The 23,448-nt window shown below is 38.7% G+C and carries 22 protein-coding genes and 1 riboswitch; of the genes, 17 read left to right on the top strand and 5 right to left on the bottom strand.

Features of this window, described 5'->3' with window-relative positions; all coding sequences use genetic code 11:
* Positions 1 to 175: 175 nt before the first annotated feature.
* The 5 genes from RG565_RS02170 to RG565_RS02150 all read left to right on the top strand — a co-directional run bounded on the left by RG565_RS02170 (position 176) and on the right by RG565_RS02150 (position 6,427).
* Complete coding sequence (locus RG565_RS02170) at positions 176 to 1,732, top strand: ClC family H(+)/Cl(-) exchange transporter (RefSeq protein ID WP_247936716.1); 1,557 nt, start codon at positions 176 to 178, stop codon at positions 1,730 to 1,732.
* 194 nt (positions 1,733 to 1,926) lie between these two features.
* The gene (guaC, locus tag RG565_RS02165) at positions 1,927 to 2,910 is read left to right on the top strand and encodes a GMP reductase (RefSeq protein ID WP_003029743.1); all 984 of its coding nucleotides are present in this window, start codon (positions 1,927 to 1,929) and stop codon (positions 2,908 to 2,910) included.
* A riboswitch (purine riboswitch) is annotated at positions 2,906 to 3,001 on the top strand. (Overlaps the previous gene by 5 nt.)
* Positions 3,002 to 3,101: 100 nt before the next feature.
* Entirely contained in the window at positions 3,102 to 3,683 is a 582-nt protein-coding gene (locus tag RG565_RS02160; protein WP_247936606.1) for a xanthine phosphoribosyltransferase, read from the top strand.
* Entirely contained in the window at positions 3,683 to 4,948 is a 1,266-nt protein-coding gene (locus RG565_RS02155) for a nucleobase:cation symporter-2 family protein (protein WP_003042613.1), read from the top strand. The genes RG565_RS02160 and RG565_RS02155 overlap by 1 nt, the downstream gene beginning before the upstream one ends.
* 99 nt (positions 4,949 to 5,047) lie before the next feature.
* A complete protein-coding gene (locus RG565_RS02150) occupies positions 5,048 to 6,427 on the top strand; it encodes an MATE family efflux transporter (protein ID WP_247936605.1) in 1,380 nt (459 codons plus the stop codon).
* Between the two features lie 38 nt (positions 6,428 to 6,465).
* On the opposite strand, the gene RG565_RS02145 is transcribed toward RG565_RS02150, so the two are convergent.
* A complete protein-coding gene (locus RG565_RS02145) occupies positions 6,466 to 6,666 on the bottom strand; it encodes a 4-oxalocrotonate tautomerase (protein WP_224785091.1) in 201 nt (66 codons plus the stop codon).
* A 103-nt stretch (positions 6,667 to 6,769) separates the two neighbouring features.
* Between RG565_RS02145 and RG565_RS02140 the strand changes: the two genes are divergently transcribed.
* The 8 genes from RG565_RS02140 to RG565_RS02105 all read left to right on the top strand — a co-directional run bounded on the left by RG565_RS02140 (position 6,770) and on the right by RG565_RS02105 (position 13,708).
* Positions 6,770 to 7,354 carry a thymidine kinase gene (locus tag RG565_RS02140; protein ID WP_003029730.1) on the top strand — a complete coding sequence of 195 codons (585 nt, stop codon included), beginning with the start codon at positions 6,770 to 6,772 and terminating at the stop codon, positions 7,352 to 7,354.
* An 18-nt stretch (positions 7,355 to 7,372) separates the two neighbouring features.
* Positions 7,373 to 8,452, top strand: a complete 1,080-nt coding sequence (prfA, locus tag RG565_RS02135) for a peptide chain release factor 1 (RefSeq protein ID WP_126407063.1) — start codon at positions 7,373 to 7,375, stop codon at positions 8,450 to 8,452.
* Positions 8,452 to 9,282, top strand: a complete 831-nt coding sequence (gene prmC / locus RG565_RS02130) for a peptide chain release factor N(5)-glutamine methyltransferase (RefSeq protein WP_247936604.1) — start codon at positions 8,452 to 8,454, stop codon at positions 9,280 to 9,282. The genes prfA and prmC overlap by 1 nt, the downstream gene beginning before the upstream one ends.
* Positions 9,275 to 9,865: an L-threonylcarbamoyladenylate synthase gene (locus RG565_RS02125; protein ID WP_247936603.1), complete on the top strand. Its 591-nt coding sequence runs from the start codon at positions 9,275 to 9,277 to the stop codon at positions 9,863 to 9,865. Before prmC ends, RG565_RS02125 begins: the two co-directional genes overlap by 8 nt.
* 49 nt (positions 9,866 to 9,914) lie before the next feature.
* Complete coding sequence (gene glyA, locus RG565_RS02120) at positions 9,915 to 11,171, top strand: serine hydroxymethyltransferase (protein WP_247936602.1); 1,257 nt, start codon at positions 9,915 to 9,917, stop codon at positions 11,169 to 11,171.
* 1 nt (position 11,172) lies between these two features.
* Positions 11,173 to 12,147, top strand: a complete 975-nt coding sequence (locus RG565_RS02115; RefSeq protein WP_247936601.1) for a nucleoid-associated protein — start codon at positions 11,173 to 11,175, stop codon at positions 12,145 to 12,147.
* Positions 12,147 to 12,749, top strand: coding sequence for a lysozyme family protein (locus tag RG565_RS02110; protein ID WP_247936600.1), 603 nt, complete (start codon positions 12,147 to 12,149; stop codon positions 12,747 to 12,749). The genes RG565_RS02115 and RG565_RS02110 overlap by 1 nt, the downstream gene beginning before the upstream one ends.
* A gap of 113 nt (positions 12,750 to 12,862) precedes the next feature.
* Positions 12,863 to 13,708: an alpha/beta hydrolase gene (locus RG565_RS02105; RefSeq protein ID WP_247936599.1), complete on the top strand. Its 846-nt coding sequence runs from the start codon at positions 12,863 to 12,865 to the stop codon at positions 13,706 to 13,708.
* Positions 13,709 to 13,763: 55 nt separating this feature from the next.
* On the opposite strand, the gene guaA is transcribed toward RG565_RS02105, so the two are convergent.
* Complete coding sequence (gene guaA / locus RG565_RS02100; RefSeq protein ID WP_247936598.1) at positions 13,764 to 15,323, bottom strand: glutamine-hydrolyzing GMP synthase; 1,560 nt, start codon at positions 15,321 to 15,323, stop codon at positions 13,764 to 13,766.
* Between the two features lie 141 nt (positions 15,324 to 15,464).
* Here guaA and RG565_RS02095 point away from each other — a divergent pair, with 141 nt between their 5' ends.
* The 4 genes from RG565_RS02095 to xerS all read left to right on the top strand — a co-directional run bounded on the left by RG565_RS02095 (position 15,465) and on the right by xerS (position 19,490).
* On the top strand, positions 15,465 to 16,163 hold the full coding sequence (locus tag RG565_RS02095) for a GntR family transcriptional regulator (protein ID WP_003043005.1): 699 nt from the start codon (positions 15,465 to 15,467) through the stop codon (positions 16,161 to 16,163).
* Positions 16,164 to 16,278: 115 nt separating this feature from the next.
* Entirely contained in the window at positions 16,279 to 16,611 is a 333-nt protein-coding gene (locus RG565_RS02090; protein WP_003024506.1) for a putative DNA-binding protein, read from the top strand.
* A 71-nt stretch (positions 16,612 to 16,682) separates the two neighbouring features.
* Positions 16,683 to 18,233: a signal recognition particle protein gene (ffh, locus tag RG565_RS02085; protein WP_247936597.1), complete on the top strand. Its 1,551-nt coding sequence runs from the start codon at positions 16,683 to 16,685 to the stop codon at positions 18,231 to 18,233.
* Positions 18,234 to 18,419: 186 nt separating this feature from the next.
* Complete coding sequence (xerS, locus tag RG565_RS02080; RefSeq protein ID WP_247936596.1) at positions 18,420 to 19,490, top strand: tyrosine recombinase XerS; 1,071 nt, start codon at positions 18,420 to 18,422, stop codon at positions 19,488 to 19,490.
* A gap of 95 nt (positions 19,491 to 19,585) precedes the next feature.
* Here the strand turns inward: xerS and RG565_RS02075 are convergent, their stop codons facing one another.
* From RG565_RS02075 to RG565_RS02065, 3 genes are read right to left on the bottom strand one after another with little or no spacing between them, the layout of a single operon-like run.
* Positions 19,586 to 20,575: a lipoate--protein ligase gene (locus tag RG565_RS02075; RefSeq protein ID WP_247936595.1), complete on the bottom strand. Its 990-nt coding sequence runs from the start codon at positions 20,573 to 20,575 to the stop codon at positions 19,586 to 19,588.
* 14 nt (positions 20,576 to 20,589) lie between these two features.
* Complete coding sequence (gene lpdA / locus RG565_RS02070; protein ID WP_247936594.1) at positions 20,590 to 22,293, bottom strand: dihydrolipoyl dehydrogenase; 1,704 nt, start codon at positions 22,291 to 22,293, stop codon at positions 20,590 to 20,592.
* 31 nt (positions 22,294 to 22,324) lie between these two features.
* Positions 22,325 to 23,368 (bottom strand): dihydrolipoamide acetyltransferase, encoded by a 1,044-nt coding sequence (locus RG565_RS02065; RefSeq protein WP_195673759.1) that lies wholly within the window; start codon positions 23,366 to 23,368, stop codon positions 22,325 to 22,327.
* Positions 23,369 to 23,448: the final 80 nt, after the last annotated feature.

Below are 23,448 nucleotides of genomic sequence, written 5' to 3'. Positions count from 1 at the left end.
TACAATTAATGATCAGCAAATAAACAGTGTAGAGATTTAATAAGGATATTATCATAAACCAGTTTCGCATGAAGCTGGTTTGATTTTTTCTCTAGACTTCATTTTCTAAAATAATTTCTATAAGCAATAAGAAAAATTATGCTAAAATAGAAGGAGAACATATTGGGAGGTAATGATGTCTGTTCAGACAGAAAAGAGAACATCAAATACCAAGAAAGAATTTGCGTTTACATCTAGCTCGATTATTCTGCAAGTTTCAAGAGGAATTTTAGTCGGGATTATCGTGGGTGCAATTGTTGGTTCTTTTCGTTTTTTGATTGAAAAGGGATTTCATATCATTCAACATTTCTATCAGCAAGGTCATGATAGTATGATTTGGTTTGCTTTTATTTTGTTATTTTATGCTTGCGTGATTTGGATAAGTGCAAAGTTAACGCTCTCGGAAAAGGATATTAAAGGTTCTGGAATTCCGCAAGTAGAAGCAGAGCTGAAAGGTCTGATGAGCTTATCATGGTGGAGCGTTCTCTGGAAAAAGTATATTCTAGGTGTTTTAGCCATTGCAAGCGGCTTGATGCTAGGACGTGAGGGACCCAGTATTCAACTTGGAGCAATGGGTGGAAAGGGAATTGCCAAACATCTTCATTTAAGCCCTGTGGAAGAGCGTTCTTTGATTGCTAGTGGAGCGGCAGCAGGGCTGGCAGCAGCTTTTAATGCTCCGATTGCGGGTTTACTGTTTGTTATTGAGGAAGTCTATCATCATTTTTCGCGTTTCTTTTGGGTCTCGTCTTTGGCGGCAAGTTTAACGGCGAATTTTGTTTCGCTTATGATTTTTGGAATGACCCCTGTATTAAATATGCCAGATAATATTCCTCTGATGGGGCTAGGGCAATACTGGCTTTATTTGTTGTTAGGAATTTTTCTTGGTTTTTCAGGATTTTTATATGAAAAAGTTGTTCTAGCTATGCCTCGTATTTATGATATGATTGGTGAAATGTTGCATCTTTCTCCGCAATATTATCCTATTATAGCCTTTATTTTCATTTTACCAGTAGGATATTTCCTTCCACAGCTTTTAGGCGGTGGCAATCAACTGGTTCTCTCTTTAACCAGTCAACATTATCTGCTATTAACATTAGTGATGTTTTTTGTTATTCGCTTTATCTGGAGTATGATTAGTTATGGTAGTGGGCTTCCTGGTGGTATTTTTCTCCCCATTTTAGCTCTTGGCTCTCTTTTGGGAGCAATTGTTGGTGTCGTTTGTGTGCGATTAGGCTTTGCAACTCAAGAGCAATTTCCCATTTTTATTATTTTAGGTATGAGTGGCTACTTTGGTGCCATTTCAAAGGCTCCGCTAACTGGCATCATTTTGGTGACTGAGATGGTTGGTGATATACGAAACCTCATGCCTCTTGGTCTAGTGACTTTAGTGGCATACGTTGTAATGGATTTACTGGGTGGAGCACCTGTGTATGAGGCTATGCTAGAGCGATTGCTTCCAGATAGCATGGCAGATGATAGTGAGACAACGCTTATCGAAATTCCTGTTTCTGAGAAAATAGCCGGCAAGCAAGTTCATGAATTGGAATTACCAAAAGATATTCTAATTACCATGCAACGTCACAACGGAAGAAATCAAACAGTGAATGGTAGCACGCGCCTGTATCTAGGAGATATGATTTATGTAGTCTTGAAAAAATCAGATATTGGACGCATTAAAGATTTGCTATTGTAAAAGAGGGAAATCTCTTTTTTAGAACCTAAAAGAACAATCTATAATTTCCGAACGATAAAAAATATTATACGTCATTATATTGTAATTTCTGTACCTTATGTTATAATACTAAAGGAAACGTCAGGAAAAACGTAGCGATGTGAAAGCATAGGTAGGTCATTTTTGCATACAATTTACTATTTAAGGAGAGTGACATGCTGAACGAATTTCCTATTTTTGATTATGAAGACATTCAATTGATTCCTAATAAATGTATCCTCAAAAGTCGGTCAGAAGCTGATACGACAGTTACTTTTGGAAATCACACCTTCAAACTTCCTGTTGTTCCAGCTAATATGCAAACAATTCTGGATGAAGATGTAGCAGAAAAATTGGCGAAAAGTGGCTATTTCTACATCATGCACCGTTTTGACGAATCTGACCGTATTCCTTTCATCAAGCGCATGCATGAGCAAGGACTGATTGCTTCCATTTCGGTTGGTGTGAAAGATTATGAATATAATTTCGTTAGCCAGTTGAAAGAAGATGCACCAGAATATATCACGATTGATATTGCGCATGGACATTCAGATAGTGTGATTGATATGATTCAGCACATCAAAAAAGAACTCCCTGATACTTTCGTGATTGCAGGAAATGTCGGGACACCAGAAGCTGTTCGTGAGCTGGAAAACGCTGGAGCAGATGCAACAAAAGTTGGCATTGGACCAGGAAAAGTTTGTATCACAAAAGTAAAAACTGGCTTTGGTACAGGAGGTTGGCAATTAGCTGCTCTTCGTTGGTGTGCAAAAGCTGCTCGCAAACCGATTATTGCGGACGGTGGCATTCGTACGCACGGCGACATTGCCAAATCCATTCGCTTTGGTGCTACTATGGTGATGATTGGTTCCCTATTTGCAGGTCATATCGAAAGCCCAGGTCAAACGGTCGAAGTAGATGGTGAACAATTTAAAGAGTATTATGGTTCAGCTTCAGAGTACCAAAAGGGTGCTTATAAGAATGTGGAAGGAAAGAAAATTCTTTTACCAGTTAAAGGACATTTAGCTGACACTTTAGTTGAAATGGAGCAGGACTTGCAAAGTGCTATTTCCTATGCCGGCGGAAGAGATTTAGCTGGTCTTAAGCACGTAGATTACGTCATTGTGAAAAATTCCATTTGGAATGGTGACGCTCATTAACAATAAAATAATTACTTATTTATATTACGAATTTGGCGTAATGTTTCTACAAGGCACCTAATGTCTAACAATAAGTAAGTCTTCAACTTTCCTGCTATGTTTTTTAGCAAGGAATTTTGTATTCAGTTGGTTAACCAATTGTTTTAGGCTTGCTTTTGGCAAGTCTTTTGTTTTTTCTAAAAGGAGATTTTATGAAATTATTAGAAGAATGCATCCTAAAAGACGGAAATGTTTTAGGAGAAAATATTTTAAAAGTGGATTCATTTCTGACTCACCAAGTCGATTTCAACTTGATGAAAGAAATTGGTAAAGTGTTTGCAACATATTTTCGCTCGGCTGGTATTACAAAAGTTGTGACAATTGAAGCATCTGGCATCGCACCTGCTATTTATACAGCAGAAGCATTGGGCGTTCAAATGATTTTTGCGAAAAAGTCAAAAAACATCACTATGACGGAAGGTATTTTAACGACCGAGGTCTATTCTTTTACCAAACAAGTGACAAGTACGGTCTCAATTGCAGGGAAATTTTTAAATCATTATGATAAAGTACTTATTGTCGATGATTTTCTAGCAAATGGGCAAGCAGCTAAAGGGCTGGTTAATATCATTGAACAATCAGGTGCCCATGTGGAAGCGATTGGCATTGTGATTGAAAAATCATTCCAAGAAGGAAGAAAGTTACTAGAAGAAGATAAGCGAAAAGTCGTTTCTTTGGCTCGTATTCAAAAATTTGAAAATGGAAAAGTTGTATTTATGGAGGCTGATGCATAATGGAACTGAAAGAAGAAAAACATTCACAGGCGGCTGTCTTAGGTTTGCAGCACTTATTAGCAATGTACTCAGGGTCAATCCTTGTACCCATTATGATTGCTGGTGCGCTAGGTTATTCGAGCCAACAGCTGACCTATCTCATCTCTACAGATATTTTTATGTGTGGTGTGGCAACATTTTTGCAATTGCAACTCAATAAATATTTCGGAATTGGCTTGCCAGTCGTACTTGGCGTTGCTTTTCAATCGGTTGCACCTCTGATTATGATTGGTCAAAAACATGGAAGTGGAGCTATGTTTGGAGCGCTCATCATTTCCGGTATCTACGTTCTTTTGATTGCAGGAATTTTTTCTAAAATTGCTAATTTCTTCCCACCGATTGTGACGGGCTCAGTCATTACAACCATTGGTTTGACACTTATTCCTGTTGCGATTGGCAATATGGGAAATAATAGTGAAAAGCCCACTGCACAAAGTTTGCTGTTAGCTACTGTCACGATTTTGATTATACTGTTAGTAAATATCTTTGCGAAAGGCTTTCTTAAATCCATTTCCATTCTGATTGGCTTAATTATTGGAACGATTATTGCTAGCTTTATGGGCTTAGTAGATTTTGCGCCAGTAACTCAAGCCCCTCTTGTACATGTTCCAACACCGTTTTATTTTGGAATACCTAAGTTTGAACTTTCATCCATCATCATGATGTGTATTATTGCAACAGTTTCTTTGGTAGAATCAACAGGTGTTTATTTTGCACTTTCAGATATTACAAACGAAAAGTTAGACAGCATTCGTCTGCGAAATGGTTATCGTGCAGAAGGACTTGCAGTGCTTCTTGGCGGTATTTTTAACACTTTCCCTTATACAGGATTTTCACAAAATGTTGGTTTAGTCAAACTTTCTGGAATTAAAACACGTCTACCAATCTATTATGCAGCAGGATTCTTAGTCTTGTTAGGATTATTACCAAAATTCGGAGCTTTGGCACAAATTATTCCAAGTCCTGTACTCGGTGGTGCCATGCTTGTCATGTTTGGTTTTGTTTCTGTTCAGGGAATGCAAATGCTAGCACGAGTTGATTTTGAACACAATGAGCACCATTTCTTGATTGCCGCTGTATCTATTTCCGCAGGAGTCGGCCTAAATGGAAGCAATCTTTTTAACAGCCTACCAACTGGCTTGCAAATGTTTTTCTCAAACGGGATTGTTATGGCGAGTGTCATTGCGATTGTATTGAATCTTATTTTAAATCGTGAGAAGAAATAGAGTTTGAAAAGAGGCTGGGAGGATTTCCTCCTAGCTTTTTTGACTATTCTGAGTGCTTATAGTATAGTTAAGAGAGAAGGAATAATTTTAGGAGATTTTATGTACCAAGCTCGCAATTTAAAAGAACGAATGACCCTATTTATCTCGATTTTTTTGCCAATTTTGATTTATCAACTGGCTAATTTTTCGGCCTCTTTTGTGGACACAACCATGACAGGGCAATACCATACTTTGCATTTAGCGGGAGTGTCAATGGCGACTAGCTTATGGAGTCCGTTTTTTACTTTTTTGACTGGTATTGTCTCAGCCTTGGTTCCGATTATTGGACACCATCTGGGACGAAAACAAGAAGAAAAAATCGCTTCTGATTTTTATCAGTTTATTTATTTATCTCTCGTTTTGTCTCTTCTCTTGTTTGGACTCGTTTTTTTAGGTGCACCGCTTGTTTTGTCCAATATTGGCTTAGAACCACTAGTAGCAGAAGTCTCTATACATTATCTCTGGTATTTGGCATTTGGTATTATCCCTTTGCTTTTATTTAGTGTTGTACGCTCTTTATTAGACGCATTAGGATTGACAAGATTATCCATGTACCTTATGTTGCTCTTACTACCATTGAATGCCAGCTTTAATTACATTTTAATTTATGGGGCATTTGGTTTCCCAGAAATGGGCGGAGCAGGAGCGGGGCTGGGGACTTCGTTGGCTTACTGGGTGCTGTTAATCCTTTCGGTAGTAGTTGCCAAAAGACATCCTAGAATTAAAAAATATCAATTATGGAAAATTCGACCTTTGGACAAAGAAGGATTGCAGGAAGGGATTCGTCTCGGTTTTCCTATTGGTGGGACTGTCTTTGCAGAAGTTGTGATATTTTCAGTCGTAGGTTTGCTCATGGCTAAGTTTTCTTCGTTAATCATTGCCAGTCACCAATCGGCTATCAGCTTTTCCAATCTTATGTATGCTTTTCCTATGAGCATTTCTAATGCTATGGCGATTATCGTTTCTTACGAAATTGGCGCAAAGCGCCTAGACTATGTCAGAAAATATTGTGTTTTGGGAAGATTGACTGCACTTGGGTTCGCTGTTTTCACGCTGACATTTTTATATCTTTTCCGTTATCAAGTTGCTTCACTGTATGGAACCAACAAAGAATTTATACGTTTGACGTCTATTTTCTTAACTTACAGTTTATTTTTTCAATTAGCAGATACTTTTGCAGCACCACTTCAAGGGATTTTACGCGGATACAAGGATACAAAAGTTCCATTTTATTTGGGCTTGATTGGCTATTGGGGTGTGTCGTTACCAGTTGGATTACTATTGGATTACATGACAAATTTAGGCCCCTTCGCTTATTGGATTGGTTTAATTTCTAGTCTGGTTGTTAGTGGCATTTTATACCAACTTCGTCTTAATCATATTCAAAAAAAAGAAATTAGCTTAAATGTTGCATCTACATCATTTATCATTCTGAATTAAAAAAGAATCTCAGATTTTTATCCAAGATTCTTTTTTTGTTATTTTGTACGCATTTCACCTTGTGGGAAATAAGTCCCTTCTGGCATGTCGTTGATGATGACATGAACAGCAGATTGTGGCGCGCCAGTATTTTTTACGACAGCGGCAGTAACTTCTTTTGCAAGAGCTTTCTTTTGTTCTAACGTGCGTCCTTCAAATAAATCAATTCTGACAAATGGCATAGTGTTTCTCCTTTTTATCTTTGATATTTTTATTTTATCATAAATTAGGTTTTAAAGCGTGTCAGAATATGGTAAAATAAGAAGTATTAAAAATTGGAGAATTTGGAACGAATTAAAGAAAATGGCTCAGTTGTATTATAAATATGGCACGATGAATTCGGGCAAAACAATCGAAATTTTAAAAGTAGCACACAACTATGAAGAACAGGGCAAAGGTGTTGTTATCATGACGAGCGCACTTGATACACGTGACGGTTTCGGCGTTGTTTCTAGTCGTATTGGCATGAAGCGAAAAGCAGTTGCAATAGCAGAAGATACTGATATTTTCCGCTTTATTCAAGAAATGCCTGAAAAGCCTTATTGCGTATTGATTGATGAAGCGCAGTTTCTATCTCGTCATCATGTCTATGATTTGGCAAGAGTAGTTGATGAATTAAATGTACCAGTTATGGCTTTTGGTTTGAAAAATGATTTTCGCAATGAGTTATTTGAAGGCTCCAAATATCTCCTGCTTCTAGCAGATAAAATTGATGAGATTAAAACGATTTGTCAGTTTTGCTCCAAAAAAGCAACCATGGTATTAAGAACAACGAATGGTAAGCCGGTCTATGAAGGGGAGCAGATTCAAATCGGTGGGAATGAAACATATATTCCTGTCTGTCGGAAGCATTATTTTCAGCCAGAAATTGACGAAATGAAGAGTTAAGGAGAGGTGTAGCAAACGATGAATATTTATGAACAACTACAAGCCGTTGAAGATCGTTACGAAGAGCTGGGGGAACTTCTGAGTGACCCAGATGTTGTTAGTGACACCAAGCGTTTTATGGAATTGTCCAAAGAAGAAGCAAGTACACGCGATACGGTAGCAACTTATCGTGAATATAAAAGGGTGCTCCAAAACATCACAGATGCCGAGGAAATGATCAAAGACGCTTCTGGCGATGCTGATTTGGAAGAAATGGCAAAGCAAGAGCTCAAAGATGCAAAAGCTGAAAAAGAAGAATACGAGGAAAAATTGAAAATTCTTCTCTTACCAAAAGATCCAAATGATGATAAAAACATCATCTTAGAAATCCGTGGTGCAGCAGGAGGTGATGAAGCCTCGCTCTTTGCCGGTGATCTTCTGACAATGTATCAAAAATACGCTGAATCACAAGGTTGGAAATTCGAGGTTATGGAAGCTTCTATGAATGGAGTCGGTGGCTTCAAAGAAGTAGTAGCTATGGTTTCTGGTCAATCCGTGTATTCTAAATTAAAATACGAATCAGGTGCTCATCGCGTACAACGTGTCCCAGTAACAGAAAGTCAAGGACGAGTTCACACTTCGACAGCAACCGTCTTAGTTATGCCTGAAGTTGAAGAAGTGGAATACGATATTGATCCAAAAGATCTTCGGATTGACATTTATCACGCTTCTGGTGCTGGCGGTCAGAATGTCAACAAAGTTGCAACAGCCGTTCGGATTGTTCACTTGCCGACAAATATTAAGGTTGAAATGCAGGAAGAACGAACCCAGCAAAAGAATCGCGACAAAGCTATGAAGATTATCCGTGCGCGTGTAGCGGATTATTTTGCGCAAATTGCGCAAGACGAGCAAGATGCTGAGCGAAAATCAACTATTGGTACTGGAGACCGATCGGAGCGGATTCGTACCTATAATTTTCCACAAAATCGTGTGACAGATCACCGTATTGGTTTAACGCTACAAAAGCTAGATACGATTTTAGCTGGAAAATTAGATGAAATCGTGGACGCCTTGGTATTGTATGACCAAACACAAAAACTAGAAGAATTGAATAAATAATGAAATTAGCTCAAATTCTTGCTGAAATGGAAAAACAGCTTGAAGCAGTTGGCGAAGAAGCTGAAAGCCTCTCCTTTACCTTTCGGTCTTTGAGAAACTTATCTTTTACCCAATTTGTGTTGAAAATGCAGGCAGAAGCAACAGAAGATGATATAGAATTACTGGAAAAGATTCAATCTCAATTATTAGTTCATAGACCTGCCCAATACATTATTGGGAACGCAGCATTTCATGGACATTCGTTCAAAGTAGATGAACGAGTGCTAATCCCCCGACCAGAAACCGAGGAATTGGTCAACCTTATCTTGTCTGAAAATCCTAATACCAATATAAAGGTTTTGGATATCGGCACTGGAAGCGGAGCAATTGCTCTCTCTTTGGCTACCGAGCGTTCGAATTGGCAGGTCACGGCTTCCGACATTTCCCAAGATGCTCTGGATTTGGCGCAAGAAAATGCAGAAGCAATTGATGTAGCGATTGATTTTGTTCAGTCTGATTGTTTTCAGGCAATTACAGGAAAGTATGATATTATTGTATCCAATCCGCCCTATATTTCAGAGACGGACAGAGAAGAAGTAGGACTAAATGTCCTTGCTTCAGAACCTCATCTTGCTCTTTTTGCTGAAGAAGACGGTTATGCTATTTATCGAAAAATTGCTGAGAACGCCCAAAAACATTTGACAGAAAAAGGTAAAATCTATCTCGAAATTGGCTACAAACAAGGGGAACATGTAAAAGAACTATTTCAGTCTGCATTTCCCAAAATGAGAATTCGCGTCTTGCAAGATCAATTCGGAAAAGATAGAATGGTAGTGGTAGATAATGGATAAAATTGAAGAAATGCTGAGCAGCGGAGGAGCAGTCGTGCTGCCAACGGAGACTGTATATGGTTTATTTTGTAAGGCACTGGATGAACAGGCTGTCAGTCATGTCTATGACTTAAAAGGCAGACCTCGCGAAAAGGCTTTGAATTTAAATGTTTCAAGTTTAGAAGAAATTTATCAATTTTCCAAACATCAGCCTCAGTATTTAAAAAAACTTTATCAAGCCTTTCTACCAGGTCCTTTGACCATTATTTTACAAGCTAATGAACAAGTCCCAGTTTGGGTAAATTCAGGTATGAAAACAATTGGTTTTCGTGTCCCTAGTCATCCTAAAACATTGGACTTGATTAGAAAATTTGGACCTCTCATTGGTCCGTCCGCAAATTTATCTGGAAAGAGTAGCGGAGTAAACTTCCAGCAAATTAGGACCGATTTCAATCACGAAGTTCTTGGTATAGAAGATGATGCTTTTCTAACAGGACAGGATTCAACTATTTTGGATTTATCTGGTGAAACAGCATTTATTCTACGTCAAGGTGCTGTCACTTGCGAAGAAATTCTCGCCAAAATTCCAGAAATTCACTTCTAAACCTTGACTAAATAGGTTTTAGACCCGCTTTAAGAGAAGGGAGACTCTTATGATTTTTGACCATAAAGACTATAAAGAATATGACGCTGAGCTTTGGGAAGCCATTGCTGCAGAAGAAAAACGTCAGCAAAACAATATTGAATTGATTGCTTCAGAAAATGTTGTTTCAAAAGCTGTTATGGCAGCACAAGGTTCTATTTTAACCAATAAATATGCCGAAGGTTATCCAGGCCGTCGTTATTATGGTGGTACGGACGTTGTGGATGTGATTGAAACTTTAGCGATTGAACGTGCTAAAGAAATCTTTGGAGCAAAATTTGCTAATGTTCAACCCCACTCAGGCAGTCAGGCGAATTGTGCGGCTTATATGGCCTTAATTGAGCCAGGCGACACAGTAATGGGAATGGATCTTGCAGCAGGCGGACATTTGACACATGGCGCAGCTGTTAGCTTCTCTGGAAAAACCTATAACTTTGTGCCTTATAATGTCGATCCTGAAACGGAACTTTTAGATTTTGATGCTATTTTGGCGCAGGCTAAAGAAGTCAAACCTAAATTGATTGTTGCAGGTGCTTCTGCCTATTCACATATTATTGATTTTGCTAAATTCCGTGAAATTGCAGATATTGTCGGAGCCAAACTCATGGTAGACATGGCTCATATTGCCGGTTTAGTTGCCGCTGGTTTGCATCCAAGTCCAGTACCGTATGCACATATTACGACAACTACTACTCATAAAACCCTTCGAGGACCTCGTGGTGGCTTAATTTTGACCAATGATGAAGAGTTGGCGAAAAAGATCAATTCCGCAATCTTCCCAGGAATTCAAGGAGGACCGCTAGAGCATGTCGTGGCGGCTAAAGCAGCTGCTTTTAAAGAAGTGTTGGATCCAGATTTCAAAGTTTATGCTCAGCAGATTTTGGATAACGCTAAGGCAATGGTTCAAGTATTCCAACAACATGGTAATTTCCGTGTTATTTCAGGTGGTACGGAGAATCATCTTTTCCTTGTGGATGTGACCAAAGTCGTTGAAAATGGGAAAGTCGCTCAAAACCTTTTGGATGATGTTCATATCACTCTTAATAAAAACTCTATCCCTTATGAAACCTTATCTCCATTTAAAACAAGTGGCATTCGTATTGGAACTGCAGCTATTGCAGCTCGTGGTTTTGGGGTAGCTGAAAGTACTAAAGTAGCAGAATTGATCATCAAGACTTTAGAGAATGCAAACAACGAAGCTGTTTTAGAGCAGGTCCGTGCAGAAGTTAAAGAATTGACCGATGCCTTTCCGCTATATGAGGACTAAAATGGACATTTACGTAAAAAAAGCTATTATTCATCAATTTAGTCCGTCAGACACCGACCTTCTTTTAGCAGATAAATATCTCAATATTACTCCTAAGATCGAAGAATATCTTCGCAAGAAGATTGAACGTGTCTATTCAGATGAGGCCAAAACAGGTATTTTTACCGAAGATAGTGTCTTTTTATCACATATGACAAAAGACCTTTTAGAAACCTCTGTCAGTATTGCCAATCTCTGGAAAGAGGAGTTTTCGGTGAGCGAAAATCAGAAAACCAATGATTTGATTTTTGTTCAATTTGATAAGGAAGGCGTGGAGCATTTTGCTTTTTTGCGGATTGCTCTGCGAGAAACACTCACTCACTTGGGTGGAGAAGTAGACAATCCTATCAAGATTACCCAGAACAATTTGCCGGGATTTGGTACAGGTGCCGATGAAGCCTTGGTTATCAATCTTCAATCACGTAAATACCATTTGATTGAAAAACGAATTAAATACAATGGTGCTTTTCTCAATTATTTTTCTGATAATCTGTTACAAGTCGATCCTAAAATTTCTCCTAAAAAATCTATCAAAGCCTTGGAAAAAACAGCTCAAAAAGTTGCAGAGAGCTTTCATCAGGATGATTTTCAATTTCAATCCAAGGTTAAATCGTCTATTTTCAAAAATTTAGAAGAAAATGATGAATTATCACCAGAAAAATTAGCAGATGACTTGTTCGATAACAATCTGACAGCTCGTTTGACTTTTATTGATCAGGTTAAGGAAACAATTTCGGAAACAGTTAAATTTGATGAAATTGATAGTAGTCGTCAGAAGAAAAAATTTGAAAACCAAAAGCTCTCTCTTTCAAATGGAATTGAGCTTATTGTCCCCAATAACATCTATCAAGATGCGGAATCCGTAGAATTCATACAAAATGAGAATGGAACCTATTCCATTCTTATCAAAAACATAGAAGATATCCAAAGTAAATAATGTTTAAAATTCTTAGAAAATTGATCCTTCTCATTCTTTTAATTCTTGTTGCTTACAAGTTGGTTCAAGTTCATCATGATGTCAAACAGGTGATGACCTACCGTAGCTTAGTGAGAGAAGTGCTAGACGAGCGAGATACTGCAGCCAATGAGGAACTAGTCCTTGCTATGATTTATACTGAAACAAAGGGAAAAGTTTCTGATGTCATGCAATCTAGTGAAAGTGCGACGGGTCAGAAAAACTCTATTTTAGATAATAAAGAAAGTATTCGACAAGGAGTTCAGACTTTATCCACCAATTTAAATCTAGCGCAAAAAAAGAAAGTAGATGTTTGGACCGCTGTACAAGCCTATAACTTTGGTCGAGCTTACATTGATTATATTGCAAAACACGGTGGCGAAAATACCCTTGATTTGGCAAAAAAATACTCCAAAAATGTTGTCGCACCAAGTTTAGGAAATGTGACCGGCAAAACCTATTCTTATTACCACCCCATCGCCCTCCTACATGGCTCTAAACTCTATATCAATGGTGGAAATTATTATTACTCCCGACAAGTCCAGATGAATATGCACATCATGAAAGTGATGAATTGGTTTTAATAACATCCCCCCTAGTAGCTTATTTCTACTAGGGGTTTTCAAACAAATCAATTGTCATTTAGATTGTTGCATGTTATACTTAAAAATATATCTCGTAGAAAGAAATGCTAAACATGATGAAGAAAATAGCCCTAATTATAGGAATTTTAACAATTTTGATTGCTATTTCTACTTTTTTATTTTACCGTGTCAATGCTGAAGGGAAATTAGACAGACAGAAGTATGTGCAATCAACTACTCCAACCCTATTCTTTCATGGTTACGGAAGTAGTGCCAATGCGGAGCGGCACATGACGAATGCAGCAAAAAAAGCAGGAGTAACGAAAACAGTTATTCGAGCAAATGTTGATAGAAATGGTGCAGTTACGTTGGGGGGAGACATTCCCAAAGGCGCTATCAATCCAATCGTAGAAGTGAATTACGAAGACAATCGCAATCCTATTGATGTTGGACGATATGCAAAAGCTGTCGTCAGCAAGCTACAGGAAAAGTATGGCTTTACAAAAATGAATATGGTAGGTCATTCTTTAGGGAATATGTCGATTTTGTATTATCTTTTAGAACATGCTCAAGATGAGAAATTACCACAATTACAAAAGCAAGTCAATATTGCTAATTTTGCTGCCGGTTTAGAAGCTATGGGCTTACCAGCTGATGTAAAAGTAGATAAAACGACAGGGAAACCAAATCAAGTCACACAAACTTTCCAAAGATTATTGCCATTACGTGAAGTTTTTCCACAAAATCAAATTGACGTTTTGAATATCTACGGTGATTACAAAAATGGCTCAGATGGTTCCGTTTTAAATGCTTCATCTCGCAGCTTGAAATACTTGGTTGCCGATAATGCAAAATCTTATCAAGAAAAGAAAATCATAGGTAAATTAGCACAACATAGCCAATTACATGAAAATCCGGAAGTAGATAAAATACTAATTCAATTTTTGTGGGGAAAATAAGCTGATAAATTTAAAAGCCAAACTTCTTATTTCTTGAGGTTTGACTTTTTTGTTTTTACTCCCACTCGACCGTTGCTGGTGGTTTGCTGGTGATATCGTAGACAATGCGGTTGACATGGTCTACTTCATTGACGATACGAACAGAGATTTTTTGTAGTACTTCCCAAGGGACTTTAGCAAAATCTGCTGTCATTCCATCAATAGAAGTAATAGCACGAATAGCAATGGTATAATCATAAGTTCGACCATCACCCATAACACCTACTGAACGAACACCAGTATTTACAGTGAAGTATTGCCAGATATCACGATCGAGTCCAGCTTTCACGATTTCTTCACGGAGAATGACGTCGGATTCACGTACAGTTGTGAGTTTTTCTTCTGTAATTTCACCCATAATGCGAATAGCAAGCCCTGGACCTGGGAATGGCTGACGCCAAACGATTTCATCCGGCATACCAAGTTCTGTACCAAGTGCACGAACTTCGTCTTTATAAAGTGTATTGAGTGGTTCAATCAGTTTGAACTGCATGTCTTCGGGAAGTCCACCGACGTTATGGTGCGATTTGATTGTTTGGGCAGTATCAGTACCAGACTCAATCACATCAGTATAAAGTGTTCCTTGTGCGAGGAATTTTACATCTTTCAGTTTGCTGGCTTCATCATCAAAGACATAGACAAATTCATTGCCGATGATTTTACGCTTTTGCTCTGGATCAGAAACACCAGCTAATTTATCAAGGAAACGTTTAGCAGCGTCTGCTTTGATGATATTAAGACCGAATTTCCCGCCAAGAGAATCCATGACTTGATCTGCTTCGCCCTTACGGAGCAATCCATGATCTACAAAGATACAGATAAGCTGGTCTCCGATAGCTTTTTGAAGGAGAACGCCAACAACTGATGAATCAACGCCGCCTGAGAGCCCAAGAAGAACACGTTTATCGCCAACCGTTTCTCGAATTCGCTTGATTTGCATTTCAATAAAGTTATCCATTGACCAGTCGCCTTTGGCGCCACAAATATTCAAAGCAAAATTGCGTAGAATGTCATACCCATAAACAGAATGACGTACTTCAGGGTGGAATTGGATACCATAGATTTTCTTAGCTAGATTTTCAATAGCTGCAAATGGACAGTCAGCAGAAGTTCCAGTTCGTACGAATCCTTGAGGAATTTCGGTAACAGCATCTCCGTGACTCATAAGAACGATTTGTTTTTCAGGAGTGCTTGCAAAAAGATGTGAATCAGTATGAATAAGCTCTGATTGCCCATACTCACGGTTTCCGGCATTTCCAGCAGGTACAACTTTCCCACCTAATTTGTGAGTCAAAAGCTGCATTCCATAACAAATTCCTAGAATTGGAATACCCAATTCTAAAATTTCAGGGTCAAGATCAAATGAGCCTTCTTCATAGACAGAATTTGGTCCACCAGACAGGATAATTCCGATCGGATTTATCTCGCGAACTTCAGCGGCTGTGATTTTATTGCTTTTTAGCTCAGAAAAAACACCAATCTCCCGAATACGGCGTGAGATGAGCTGATTATATTGGCTGCCATAATCCAATACAATGATTCTTTCAATATCTTGCAATTCAGTTGTAGTTGCCATTTCTTTCCTTTCTCAAATGAAACTTCTTTGTTTATTCTAACACAAAATAGAGACTTTTTCCAATAACATTAAGTAGCGATTGACTTTTATTTCAATTGATAATACAATGAAGAGAGGAAACCATTCTTGAAAGGGGTTACTATGCTTCCAGCCTATATTAAAATTCACGATCAAATAAAAAAAGAAATTGACGAGGAAATTTGGAAAATCGGGCAACGTCTGCCAAGCGAGCGCGATTTAGCTGAACAATTTGAAGTTAGTCGCATGACACTTCGTCAGGCAATCACTCTTTTAGTAGAAGAAGGAGTGCTGGAACGTCGTATGGGAAGTGGTACATTTGTAGCCAGTACGCGAGTTCAAGAAAAGATGCGTGGCACAACCAGCTTTACAGAAATCATCAAATCCCAAGGCAAGACACCTTCAAGCCAACTGATTTCTTACCGTCGAACACTGCCAAATAAAGAAGAGGTCGAAAAATTAGGAATTGAAAAGACGGAAAATGTTGTCCGAATGGAGCGGGTACGGTATGCAGATAATATTCCCGTAGTTTATGAAGTCGCTTCCATTCCAGAGAAATTCATCAAAAACTTTAATAAAGAAGAAATTACGAAGCATTTTTTCCAAACCTTGCAAGAGCACGGCTATAAAATCGGAAAATCTCAACAGACCATTTATGCTCGTCTTGCAAAAGAAAAGATTGCACATTATCTAGAAATCCCTAGAGGACATGCCATTCTTGGTTTGACACAGATTTCTTATTTTGATAACGGTACCGCTTTTGAATATGTTAAAAGTCAATATGTGGGAGAACGGTTTGAATTTTATTTGGAAAATAATTGATTTGTTTTACATAATTTTATATACGTAAACACCCTTGCTAATTTAAGAGTGTTTTTTAGTGAGTAAAACTCTTCGCTAGTAGAGTTTATCTGTATTTTTTGATATAATATTTCTTATGGAAATTGAAAAAACCAATCGAATGAATGCTCTTTTTGAGTTTTATGCAGCGCTTTTAACAGATAAACAAATGAATTATATCGAGCTTTACTATGCGGATGATTATAGTCTAGCTGAGATTGCTGAAGAATTTCAAGTTAGTCGTCAGGCTGTTTATGACAATATCAAACGAACAGAAAAGATTCTCGAAGACTACGAAATGAAACTGCACATGTATTCAGATTATATCGTCAGAAGTCAGATTTTTGATCAAATAATGGAAAAGTATGCAGATGACACCTATTTACAAGAGCAAATTTCGATTTTATCCAGTATTGACAATCGAGAATAGTGAATTGTCGACTCAAAAATACCAAAAATCAATAACCAATACATAGAAATTAACTAGGAGAAATAAAATTTATGGCATTTGAAAGTTTAACTGAACGTTTACAGAACGTTTTTAAAAATCTGCGTCGCAAGGGCAAAATTTCAGAGAGTGATGTTCAAGAAGCGACCAAAGAGATTCGTTTGGCACTCTTGGAAGCCGATGTAGCTTTGCCAGTTGTTAAAGACTTTATCAAGAAAGTTCGTGAGCGCGCTGTCGGACACGAAGTCATTGATACACTAAATCCTGCTCAACAAATCATCAAGATTGTTGATGAAGAATTGACCGCTGTATTAGGCTCTGATACGGCAGAAATTATCAAATCTCCAAAAATCCCGACTATTATCATGATGGTCGGTCTTCAAGGTGCTGGTAAGACTACGTTTGCCGGAAAGTTGGCTAATAAACTCAAGAAGGAAGAAGGCGCTCGTCCTTTGATGATAGCTGCTGATATTTATCGTCCGGCGGCCATTGACCAGCTTACAACTCTCGGTCAGCAAATCGATGTACCAGTCTTTTCACTGGGCACAGAAGTACCAGCAGTAGAGATTGTTCGTCAAGGTCTGGAGCAAGCCAAAGCTAATCACAACGACTATGTCTTGATTGATACGGCAGGTCGTTTACAAATTGACGAAAAACTCATGAATGAGCTGCGCGATATCAAAGCGCTGGCTCAACCAAATGAAATCCTCTTGGTCGTAGATGCTATGATTGGTCAAGAAGCCGCCAATGTAGCTCGCGAATTCAACGCTCAGTTGGAAGTGACTGGGGTTATTCTGACTAAGATTGATGGCGATACACGTGGCGGTGCAGCTTTATCTGTCCGTCAAATTACTGGTAAACCAATCAAGTTCACTGGTACTGGTGAAAAGATTACCGATATTGAAACTTTCCACCCAGATCGGATGTCTAGCCGTATTTTGGGCATGGGAGATATGTTGACCTTGATTGAAAAAGCTTCTCAGGAGTATGATGAGCAAAAATCGCTTGAGATGGCTGAAAAAATGCGAGAAAACACCTTTGATTTCAACGATTTCATTGACCAGCTGGATCAAGTACAAAATATGGGACCAATGGAAGATTTGTTAAAGATGATTCCTGGCATGGCTAACAATCCTGCTATGAAGAATTTTAAGGTAGATGAAAACGAAATCGCCCGCAAACGTGCCATTGTTTCATCTATGACACCTACCGAACGGGAAAATCCCGACCTCCTTAATCCAAGTCGTCGCCGTCGGATTGCTGCAGGTTCTGGTAATAGCTTTGTCGAAGTCAACAAATTTATCAAAGACTTTAACCAAGCGAAACAAGTCATGCAAGGTGTCATGTCTGGTGATATGAATAAAATGATGAAGCAAATGGGCCTCAATCCTAACAATTTACCGAAAAATATGCCAAATATGAACGGTATGGATATGTCAGCCCTTCAAAATATGGACATGTCCGCTTTAGGAGGAGCTGGGAATCCTGATATGAGCCAGATGTTTGGTGGCGGACTTAAAGGAAAAATTGGTGAATTTGCAACCAAACAAGCCATGAAACGCATGGCAAATAAAATGAAAAAGGCTAAGAAAAAACGGAAATAAACAAACGCAAAAAAACAAGTCGCTTAATTTAAAGGAACGGCTTGTTTTTTTGTATAATTGCAATCATTGAATAGGAGATATTGTATAAAACTTTCTCTAACATCTTTCCGAAAAACTGTAATTTTCTTGAAAAAAATATAGGAGTGTGCTATACTTCTATTATAGAAAATAATGGAGAATATCTTAGTGAAACGCGAAATACTATTAGAAAGAATTGAAAAACTAAAGGCCATCATGCCTTGGTACGTTTTGGAATACTATCAATCTAAATTGACTGTTCCATACAGTTTTACAACCTTATATGAATACCTCAAAGAATATGATCGTTTTTTTCATTGGATTTTAGACTCTGGAATGGCTGATGTGTCACAGATTGCAGAAATTCCTCTGTCAGTATTGGAAAATATGGCTAAAAAAGATATGGAAGCGTTTATTCTTTACTTACGGGAGCGTCCATTGCTTAATGCTAATACTACGCAAAACGGAGTATCGCAAACCACCATTAATCGCACCCTTTCTGCTCTCTCTAGCCTTTATAAATATTTGACTGAAGAGGTGGAAAACGAGAATGGGGAACCTTATTTCTATCGTAATGTCATGAAAAAAGTGTCTACTAAGAAAAAGAGAGAGACTTTAGCTGCGCGCGCTGAAAACATCAAACAAAAACTATTTTTAGGTGAAGAAACTGAGCAATTTTTGAATTATATAGATGAAGAATATCCTAAAAAGTTATCAAATCGTGCTCTCTCCTCTTTTGACAAAAATAAAGAGAGAGATTTAGCCATCATAGCACTGCTTCTTGCGTCTGGTGTTCGTCTATCCGAGGCAGTAAATCTTGATTTGAAAGATCTGAACCTCAAAATGATGGTCATCGAAGTTACTCGTAAGGGCGGAAAAAGAGATTCTGTCAATGTTGCAGCCTTTGCCAAAGCTTATTTAGAAAGGTATCTGGAGGTTCGCTCCAAACGCTATAAAGCTGAAAATTCAGACACTGCCCTCTTTTTGACAGAATATAGAGGTGTTCCAAATCGGATCGATGCTTCTAGCGTAGAAAAGATGGTTGCTAAGTATTCTGAAGATTTCAAAGTTCGAGTGACACCTCACAAACTCCGCCATACACTGGCTACTCGACTTTATGATGCTACTAAATCTCAAGTTTTGGTCAGTCATCAGCTAGGACATGCCAGTACTCAAGTTACAGACCTCTACACCCATATTGTTAATGACGAACAAAAAAATGCATTGGATAACTTATGATTTTTACATATTTAAACTTATGTAAAATATTCTCCTTGAAAATAAACCAAAAACAACTGACTCTAATTAATAATGTAAGAGAGTCAGTTGTTTTTTTATCCCACAATCGCTTCTGCAATTTCTTCTTGGCTAATTCCAGCGAAATAGCGAGCAATATCCAGGTTTTCAAGAGCTTTTAAAACGTCCTCGCGCTCATACTTGACGCCTTTCAAAGCTTTTTCTACTGCTACTACGTCCTCGATACCAAAGAAGTCGCCGTAAATTTTAATATTTTCAATCTTCGACTCAACAACATTGGCAAAGATTTCGACCTTACCACTAGTAAACTTGGTACCACGATGAACATTGTACTCTGGCGATTTGCCATAATTCCAATCCCAAGTAGCAAATTTAGTTTCCTTGATATGGTTGATTTCATCTAGTTCATCATCGGAGAAGACATATTCTGTCATTTCTGGATATTCTTTCTTCATATAGTCTAGCAGGAGATCACGAAATTGCTCGACGGTAATCTTTTCAGGCAATTCATCAACGATATTGGTTACACGAGCTCGAACAGATTTGACTCCTTTGGACTCAAACTTATCTTTGGAAACTTTTAAGGCATTCGCTAAGACGGATAATTCTACGTCAAAAAGCAGGCAGCCATGGTGCATGATTCGACCATTGATGTAGGCTTGTGCATTCCCACAGAACTTTTTACTGTCAATTTCCAAATCGTTGCGCCCTGTAAATTCGGCTTTTACACCTAATGCTTCCAAGGTCTTGATGACCGGAATAGAGAAGCTCTTAAAATCAAAGGCTTTGTTCTCAGATTCTTTGGAAATGATGGTGTAGTTGAGATTGTTATAGTCGTGATAGACGGCTCCACCTCCACTGATACGACGAACAACCTCAATGCCATGCTCTCGGACATAGTCACGATTGATTTCTTCAATAGTATTCTGATGACGTCCAACAATGATAGAGGGTTTATTGATCCAAAGCAAGAAAATCATATCTTCGTCAAGAAGATGCTTGAAGGCATACTCCTCAAGAGCGATATTAAAAGCTGTATCATTACTGTTGTTAATAATGTATTTCATCTCAATAGTGCCTCTTATCTTTTCTTTGGAGCATGAATAGCCATGCCGAGTACGTCTGCAAATGCTTCATACATAACTTCAGAGAATGTCGGGTGACCGTGAATGGTTTTGAGCATTTCTTCCACCGTGATTTCCATTTCCATAATGGTAGAAGCTTCGTTGATTAACTCAGCTGCTGCAGGACCAATAATGTGAACACCTAATACTTCTCCGTACTTCTGATCTGCAATGACCTTGACAAAGCCTTGAGCAGCATCCGATGCAATAGCTCGTCCGTTTGCTGCGAAGTTGAATTTGCCGATAGCTACATCGTATTTTTCGCGAGCTTGTTCTTCTGTCAGACCGACTGCCGCAACTTCTGGTAAAGTGTAGATGGCTGCTGGAGTTAGATTTAATTTAGCAACTACATGATTGCCTTTGAGAGCATTCTCTGCAGCTACTTCTCCCATACGAAAAGCTGCATGCGCCAACATCTTGGTACCGTTAATGTCTCCGGGCGCGTAAATTCCTGAAACAGAAGTTTCCATATATTCATTGACCTTGATACGACCGCAGTCTAGTTCAAAGTCAACCTCGCCAATGCCTTCCAAATCAGGCACGCGTCCGATAGAAAGCAAAGCTTTATCAGCTATGATATCTTCCTTTCCTGCAACTTTGATGCAGAGTTTGCCATTTTTTTCGACAATTTCTTCCAGCTTGGTCTCTGTCAAAATGGTCATGCCCTTGCGCTCAAGAATGAGCCGAAGGTTTTTAGAGACTTCTGCATCCATAGCTGGAACAATCCGATTCATCATCTCAATGACCGTTACTTTGGAGCCAAAGGTCATGAAAGCCTGTCCTAGCTCAATACCAACAACGCCACCACCAATGATTACTAAACTTTCTGGAACTTCCTTCATATCCAGGATATCATCGCTAGTCATAACAAGTGGTGATTCCATACCTGGAACGTTAATCTTGCTGACTTTGGATCCACCAGCTAAGATAATCTTCTTGGTCTCAAGAAGTTCAGCACCATTCACCAAGATATTCTTATCTTTGGTAATGATACCAATTCCTTTGTGAACATCAACACCGTAGCTGCGAAGCAGACCTGCAACGCCTCCGACAAGTGTATTGACAACCTTGTTTTTGGTTTCCAGAACTTTATCCATATTGACGGTAAAGTTTGGATTTTCAATGATAATACCGCGGTTTGCTGCATGGTCCAGGCTTTCAATAATTTCTGCATTGTGAAGATAGGTCTTGGTTGGAATACAGCCACGATTGAGGCAAGTTCCACCTAGTTCAGATTTTTCAACAAGAGCAATCTTGCCTCCTAATTGAGCTGCTTTAATCGCTGCTACATAGCCAGCTGGTCCGCCACCAATAACCACAATATCATAAGCGTCATCACTCTTATTATCGTCGTTAGAAGCTGGGGCTGCAGTTGGTGTTGAACTAGCATCTGAAGCAGCCACAGCAGTCGGAATATTTTCTCCTTCTTCGCCCAGATAACCGATAACTTCCGTTACAGGAACAGTCTCACCGTCCCCTTTTAAGATAGCAATCAGATAGCCGTCTTCTTCTGCTTCTAATTCCATACTGACTTTATCTGTCATGATTTCCAGAAGGATTTCTCCTTCTTTTACAAATTCGCCAACTTTTTTATTCCATTGAACAATCTGTCCTTCTGTCATATCGACGCCGGCTTTTGGCATAATTACTTCTAAGGCCATATTTTTATTTTCCTCTCATTTAAACTTTCTCTTATACCAACATTGAAATCGGGTCTTCAATCAGTGCTTTCAGGTCTTTCATGAATTTAGCACCTGCCATACCGTCCACGACTCGGTGGTCAATAGTTAATCCAAGACTCATGATTGGTCGAATAACAATCTCTCCGTTCACTACGACTGGTTTTTCAACGGTTGAACTAACACCCAAAATCGCTGAATTGGGTTGATTGATAATTGGGCCAAACGATTGAACACCAAACATTCCTAGATTACTAATCGTAAAAGTTGAGTTTTGCAATTCGCTTGGTGCTAATTTTCCATTTAAAGTCCGTTCAATCACATCCTTAAAGGCAACGACTAACTCAGACAGACTCATTTTTTCAGCATTGTAAACCACTGGTGTCATAAGCCCATTGTCCATCCCAACAGCCATAGCCAGATTGACATAATTGTGCATAATAACAGTCTGCCCGTCTTCTGTCAGAGACGAATTGAGATAAGGGTGCTTCATTAAGATTTTAACAACTGCCATAGAAAGTAAATCCGTAACCGTCATTTTCTTTCCTGTCGCTTCCATAATTGTCTCTAAAACCCTCTTGCGCAGCGCCAGCAACTCTGTCATATCTACATCATAATTGAGAGTGAAAGTTGGTGCTGTCAGATAAGAATCCACCATTCGTTTAGCAATGACCTTCCGCATTGGCGTCATTGGAAGGCGCTTAATTTCTCCATAAGGAGTGGTGTTGTCAGGTATTTCTTCCGCTTTCTCAATTTGAGCCGGAGACTTGATACTGTCTGAGTCAACATTTTCAGGCAGCAAAGCCAGAATATCCTTTTTCATAATCTTGCCGTGCACGCCTGTCCCTTGGATTTCCTGCCAAGCGATGTTATTTTCTTCTGCAATACGTTTTGCAAGGGGCGTAATTTTCACAATATTGAATTCTCGATAACTTTCAATATCTTCTTTGTGAATGCGTCCCTTTGCGCCAGTACCAGATACGTCATAGAGATTGATACCCAAATCATCTGCTAATTTTCTAGCAGCAGGGGTCGCTCTTAACTTATCATCAGTCATAGCTTCTCCTATTTCTTTTTTTATTGATTGTTCTTTAATCTTGGACTGTTTTTGTTTTTACATAATTTTAGTTATGTAAA

It is taken from the genome of Streptococcus sp. IsoGale021 (genome assembly GCF_031142795.1).
GTDB lineage: Bacteria > Bacillota > Bacilli > Lactobacillales > Streptococcaceae > Streptococcus > Streptococcus hominis.
This window is presented reverse-complemented; position numbering and strand designations above follow the sequence as displayed.

What these genes read in the sequence shown, in the direction of transcription:
- RG565_RS02155 (WP_003042613.1), top strand. Translation starts at nt 3,683, where the DNA reads ATGGAACTGAAAGAAGAAAAACATTCACAGGCGGCTGTCTTAGGTTTG.
- glyA (WP_247936602.1), top strand. Translation starts at nt 9,915, where the DNA reads ATGATTTTTGACCATAAAGACTATAAAGAATATGACGCTGAGCTTTGG.
- prmC (WP_247936604.1), top strand. Translation starts at nt 8,452, where the DNA reads ATGAAATTAGCTCAAATTCTTGCTGAAATGGAAAAACAGCTTGAAGCA.
- RG565_RS02125 (WP_247936603.1), top strand. Translation starts at nt 9,275, where the DNA reads ATGGATAAAATTGAAGAAATGCTGAGCAGCGGAGGAGCAGTCGTGCTG.
- guaA (WP_247936598.1), bottom strand. Translation starts at nt 15,323, where the DNA reads ATGGCAACTACAACTGAATTGCAAGATATTGAAAGAATCATTGTATTG.
- RG565_RS02150 (WP_247936605.1), top strand. Translation starts at nt 5,048, where the DNA reads ATGTACCAAGCTCGCAATTTAAAAGAACGAATGACCCTATTTATCTCG.
- RG565_RS02115 (WP_247936601.1), top strand. Translation starts at nt 11,173, where the DNA reads ATGGACATTTACGTAAAAAAAGCTATTATTCATCAATTTAGTCCGTCA.
- RG565_RS02105 (WP_247936599.1), top strand. Translation starts at nt 12,863, where the DNA reads ATGATGAAGAAAATAGCCCTAATTATAGGAATTTTAACAATTTTGATT.
- guaC (WP_003029743.1), top strand. Translation starts at nt 1,927, where the DNA reads ATGCTGAACGAATTTCCTATTTTTGATTATGAAGACATTCAATTGATT.
- RG565_RS02110 (WP_247936600.1), top strand. Translation starts at nt 12,147, where the DNA reads ATGTTTAAAATTCTTAGAAAATTGATCCTTCTCATTCTTTTAATTCTT.
- RG565_RS02095 (WP_003043005.1), top strand. Translation starts at nt 15,465, where the DNA reads ATGCTTCCAGCCTATATTAAAATTCACGATCAAATAAAAAAAGAAATT.
- RG565_RS02065 (WP_195673759.1), bottom strand. Translation starts at nt 23,368, where the DNA reads ATGACTGATGATAAGTTAAGAGCGACCCCTGCTGCTAGAAAATTAGCA.
- lpdA (WP_247936594.1), bottom strand. Translation starts at nt 22,293, where the DNA reads ATGGCCTTAGAAGTAATTATGCCAAAAGCCGGCGTCGATATGACAGAA.
- prfA (WP_126407063.1), top strand. Translation starts at nt 7,373, where the DNA reads ATGAATATTTATGAACAACTACAAGCCGTTGAAGATCGTTACGAAGAG.
- RG565_RS02090 (WP_003024506.1), top strand. Translation starts at nt 16,279, where the DNA reads ATGGAAATTGAAAAAACCAATCGAATGAATGCTCTTTTTGAGTTTTAT.
- RG565_RS02160 (WP_247936606.1), top strand. Translation starts at nt 3,102, where the DNA reads ATGAAATTATTAGAAGAATGCATCCTAAAAGACGGAAATGTTTTAGGA.
- RG565_RS02075 (WP_247936595.1), bottom strand. Translation starts at nt 20,575, where the DNA reads ATGAAATACATTATTAACAACAGTAATGATACAGCTTTTAATATCGCT.
- ffh (WP_247936597.1), top strand. Translation starts at nt 16,683, where the DNA reads ATGGCATTTGAAAGTTTAACTGAACGTTTACAGAACGTTTTTAAAAAT.
- RG565_RS02140 (WP_003029730.1), top strand. Translation starts at nt 6,770, where the DNA reads ATGGCTCAGTTGTATTATAAATATGGCACGATGAATTCGGGCAAAACA.
- RG565_RS02170 (WP_247936716.1), top strand. Translation starts at nt 176, where the DNA reads ATGTCTGTTCAGACAGAAAAGAGAACATCAAATACCAAGAAAGAATTT.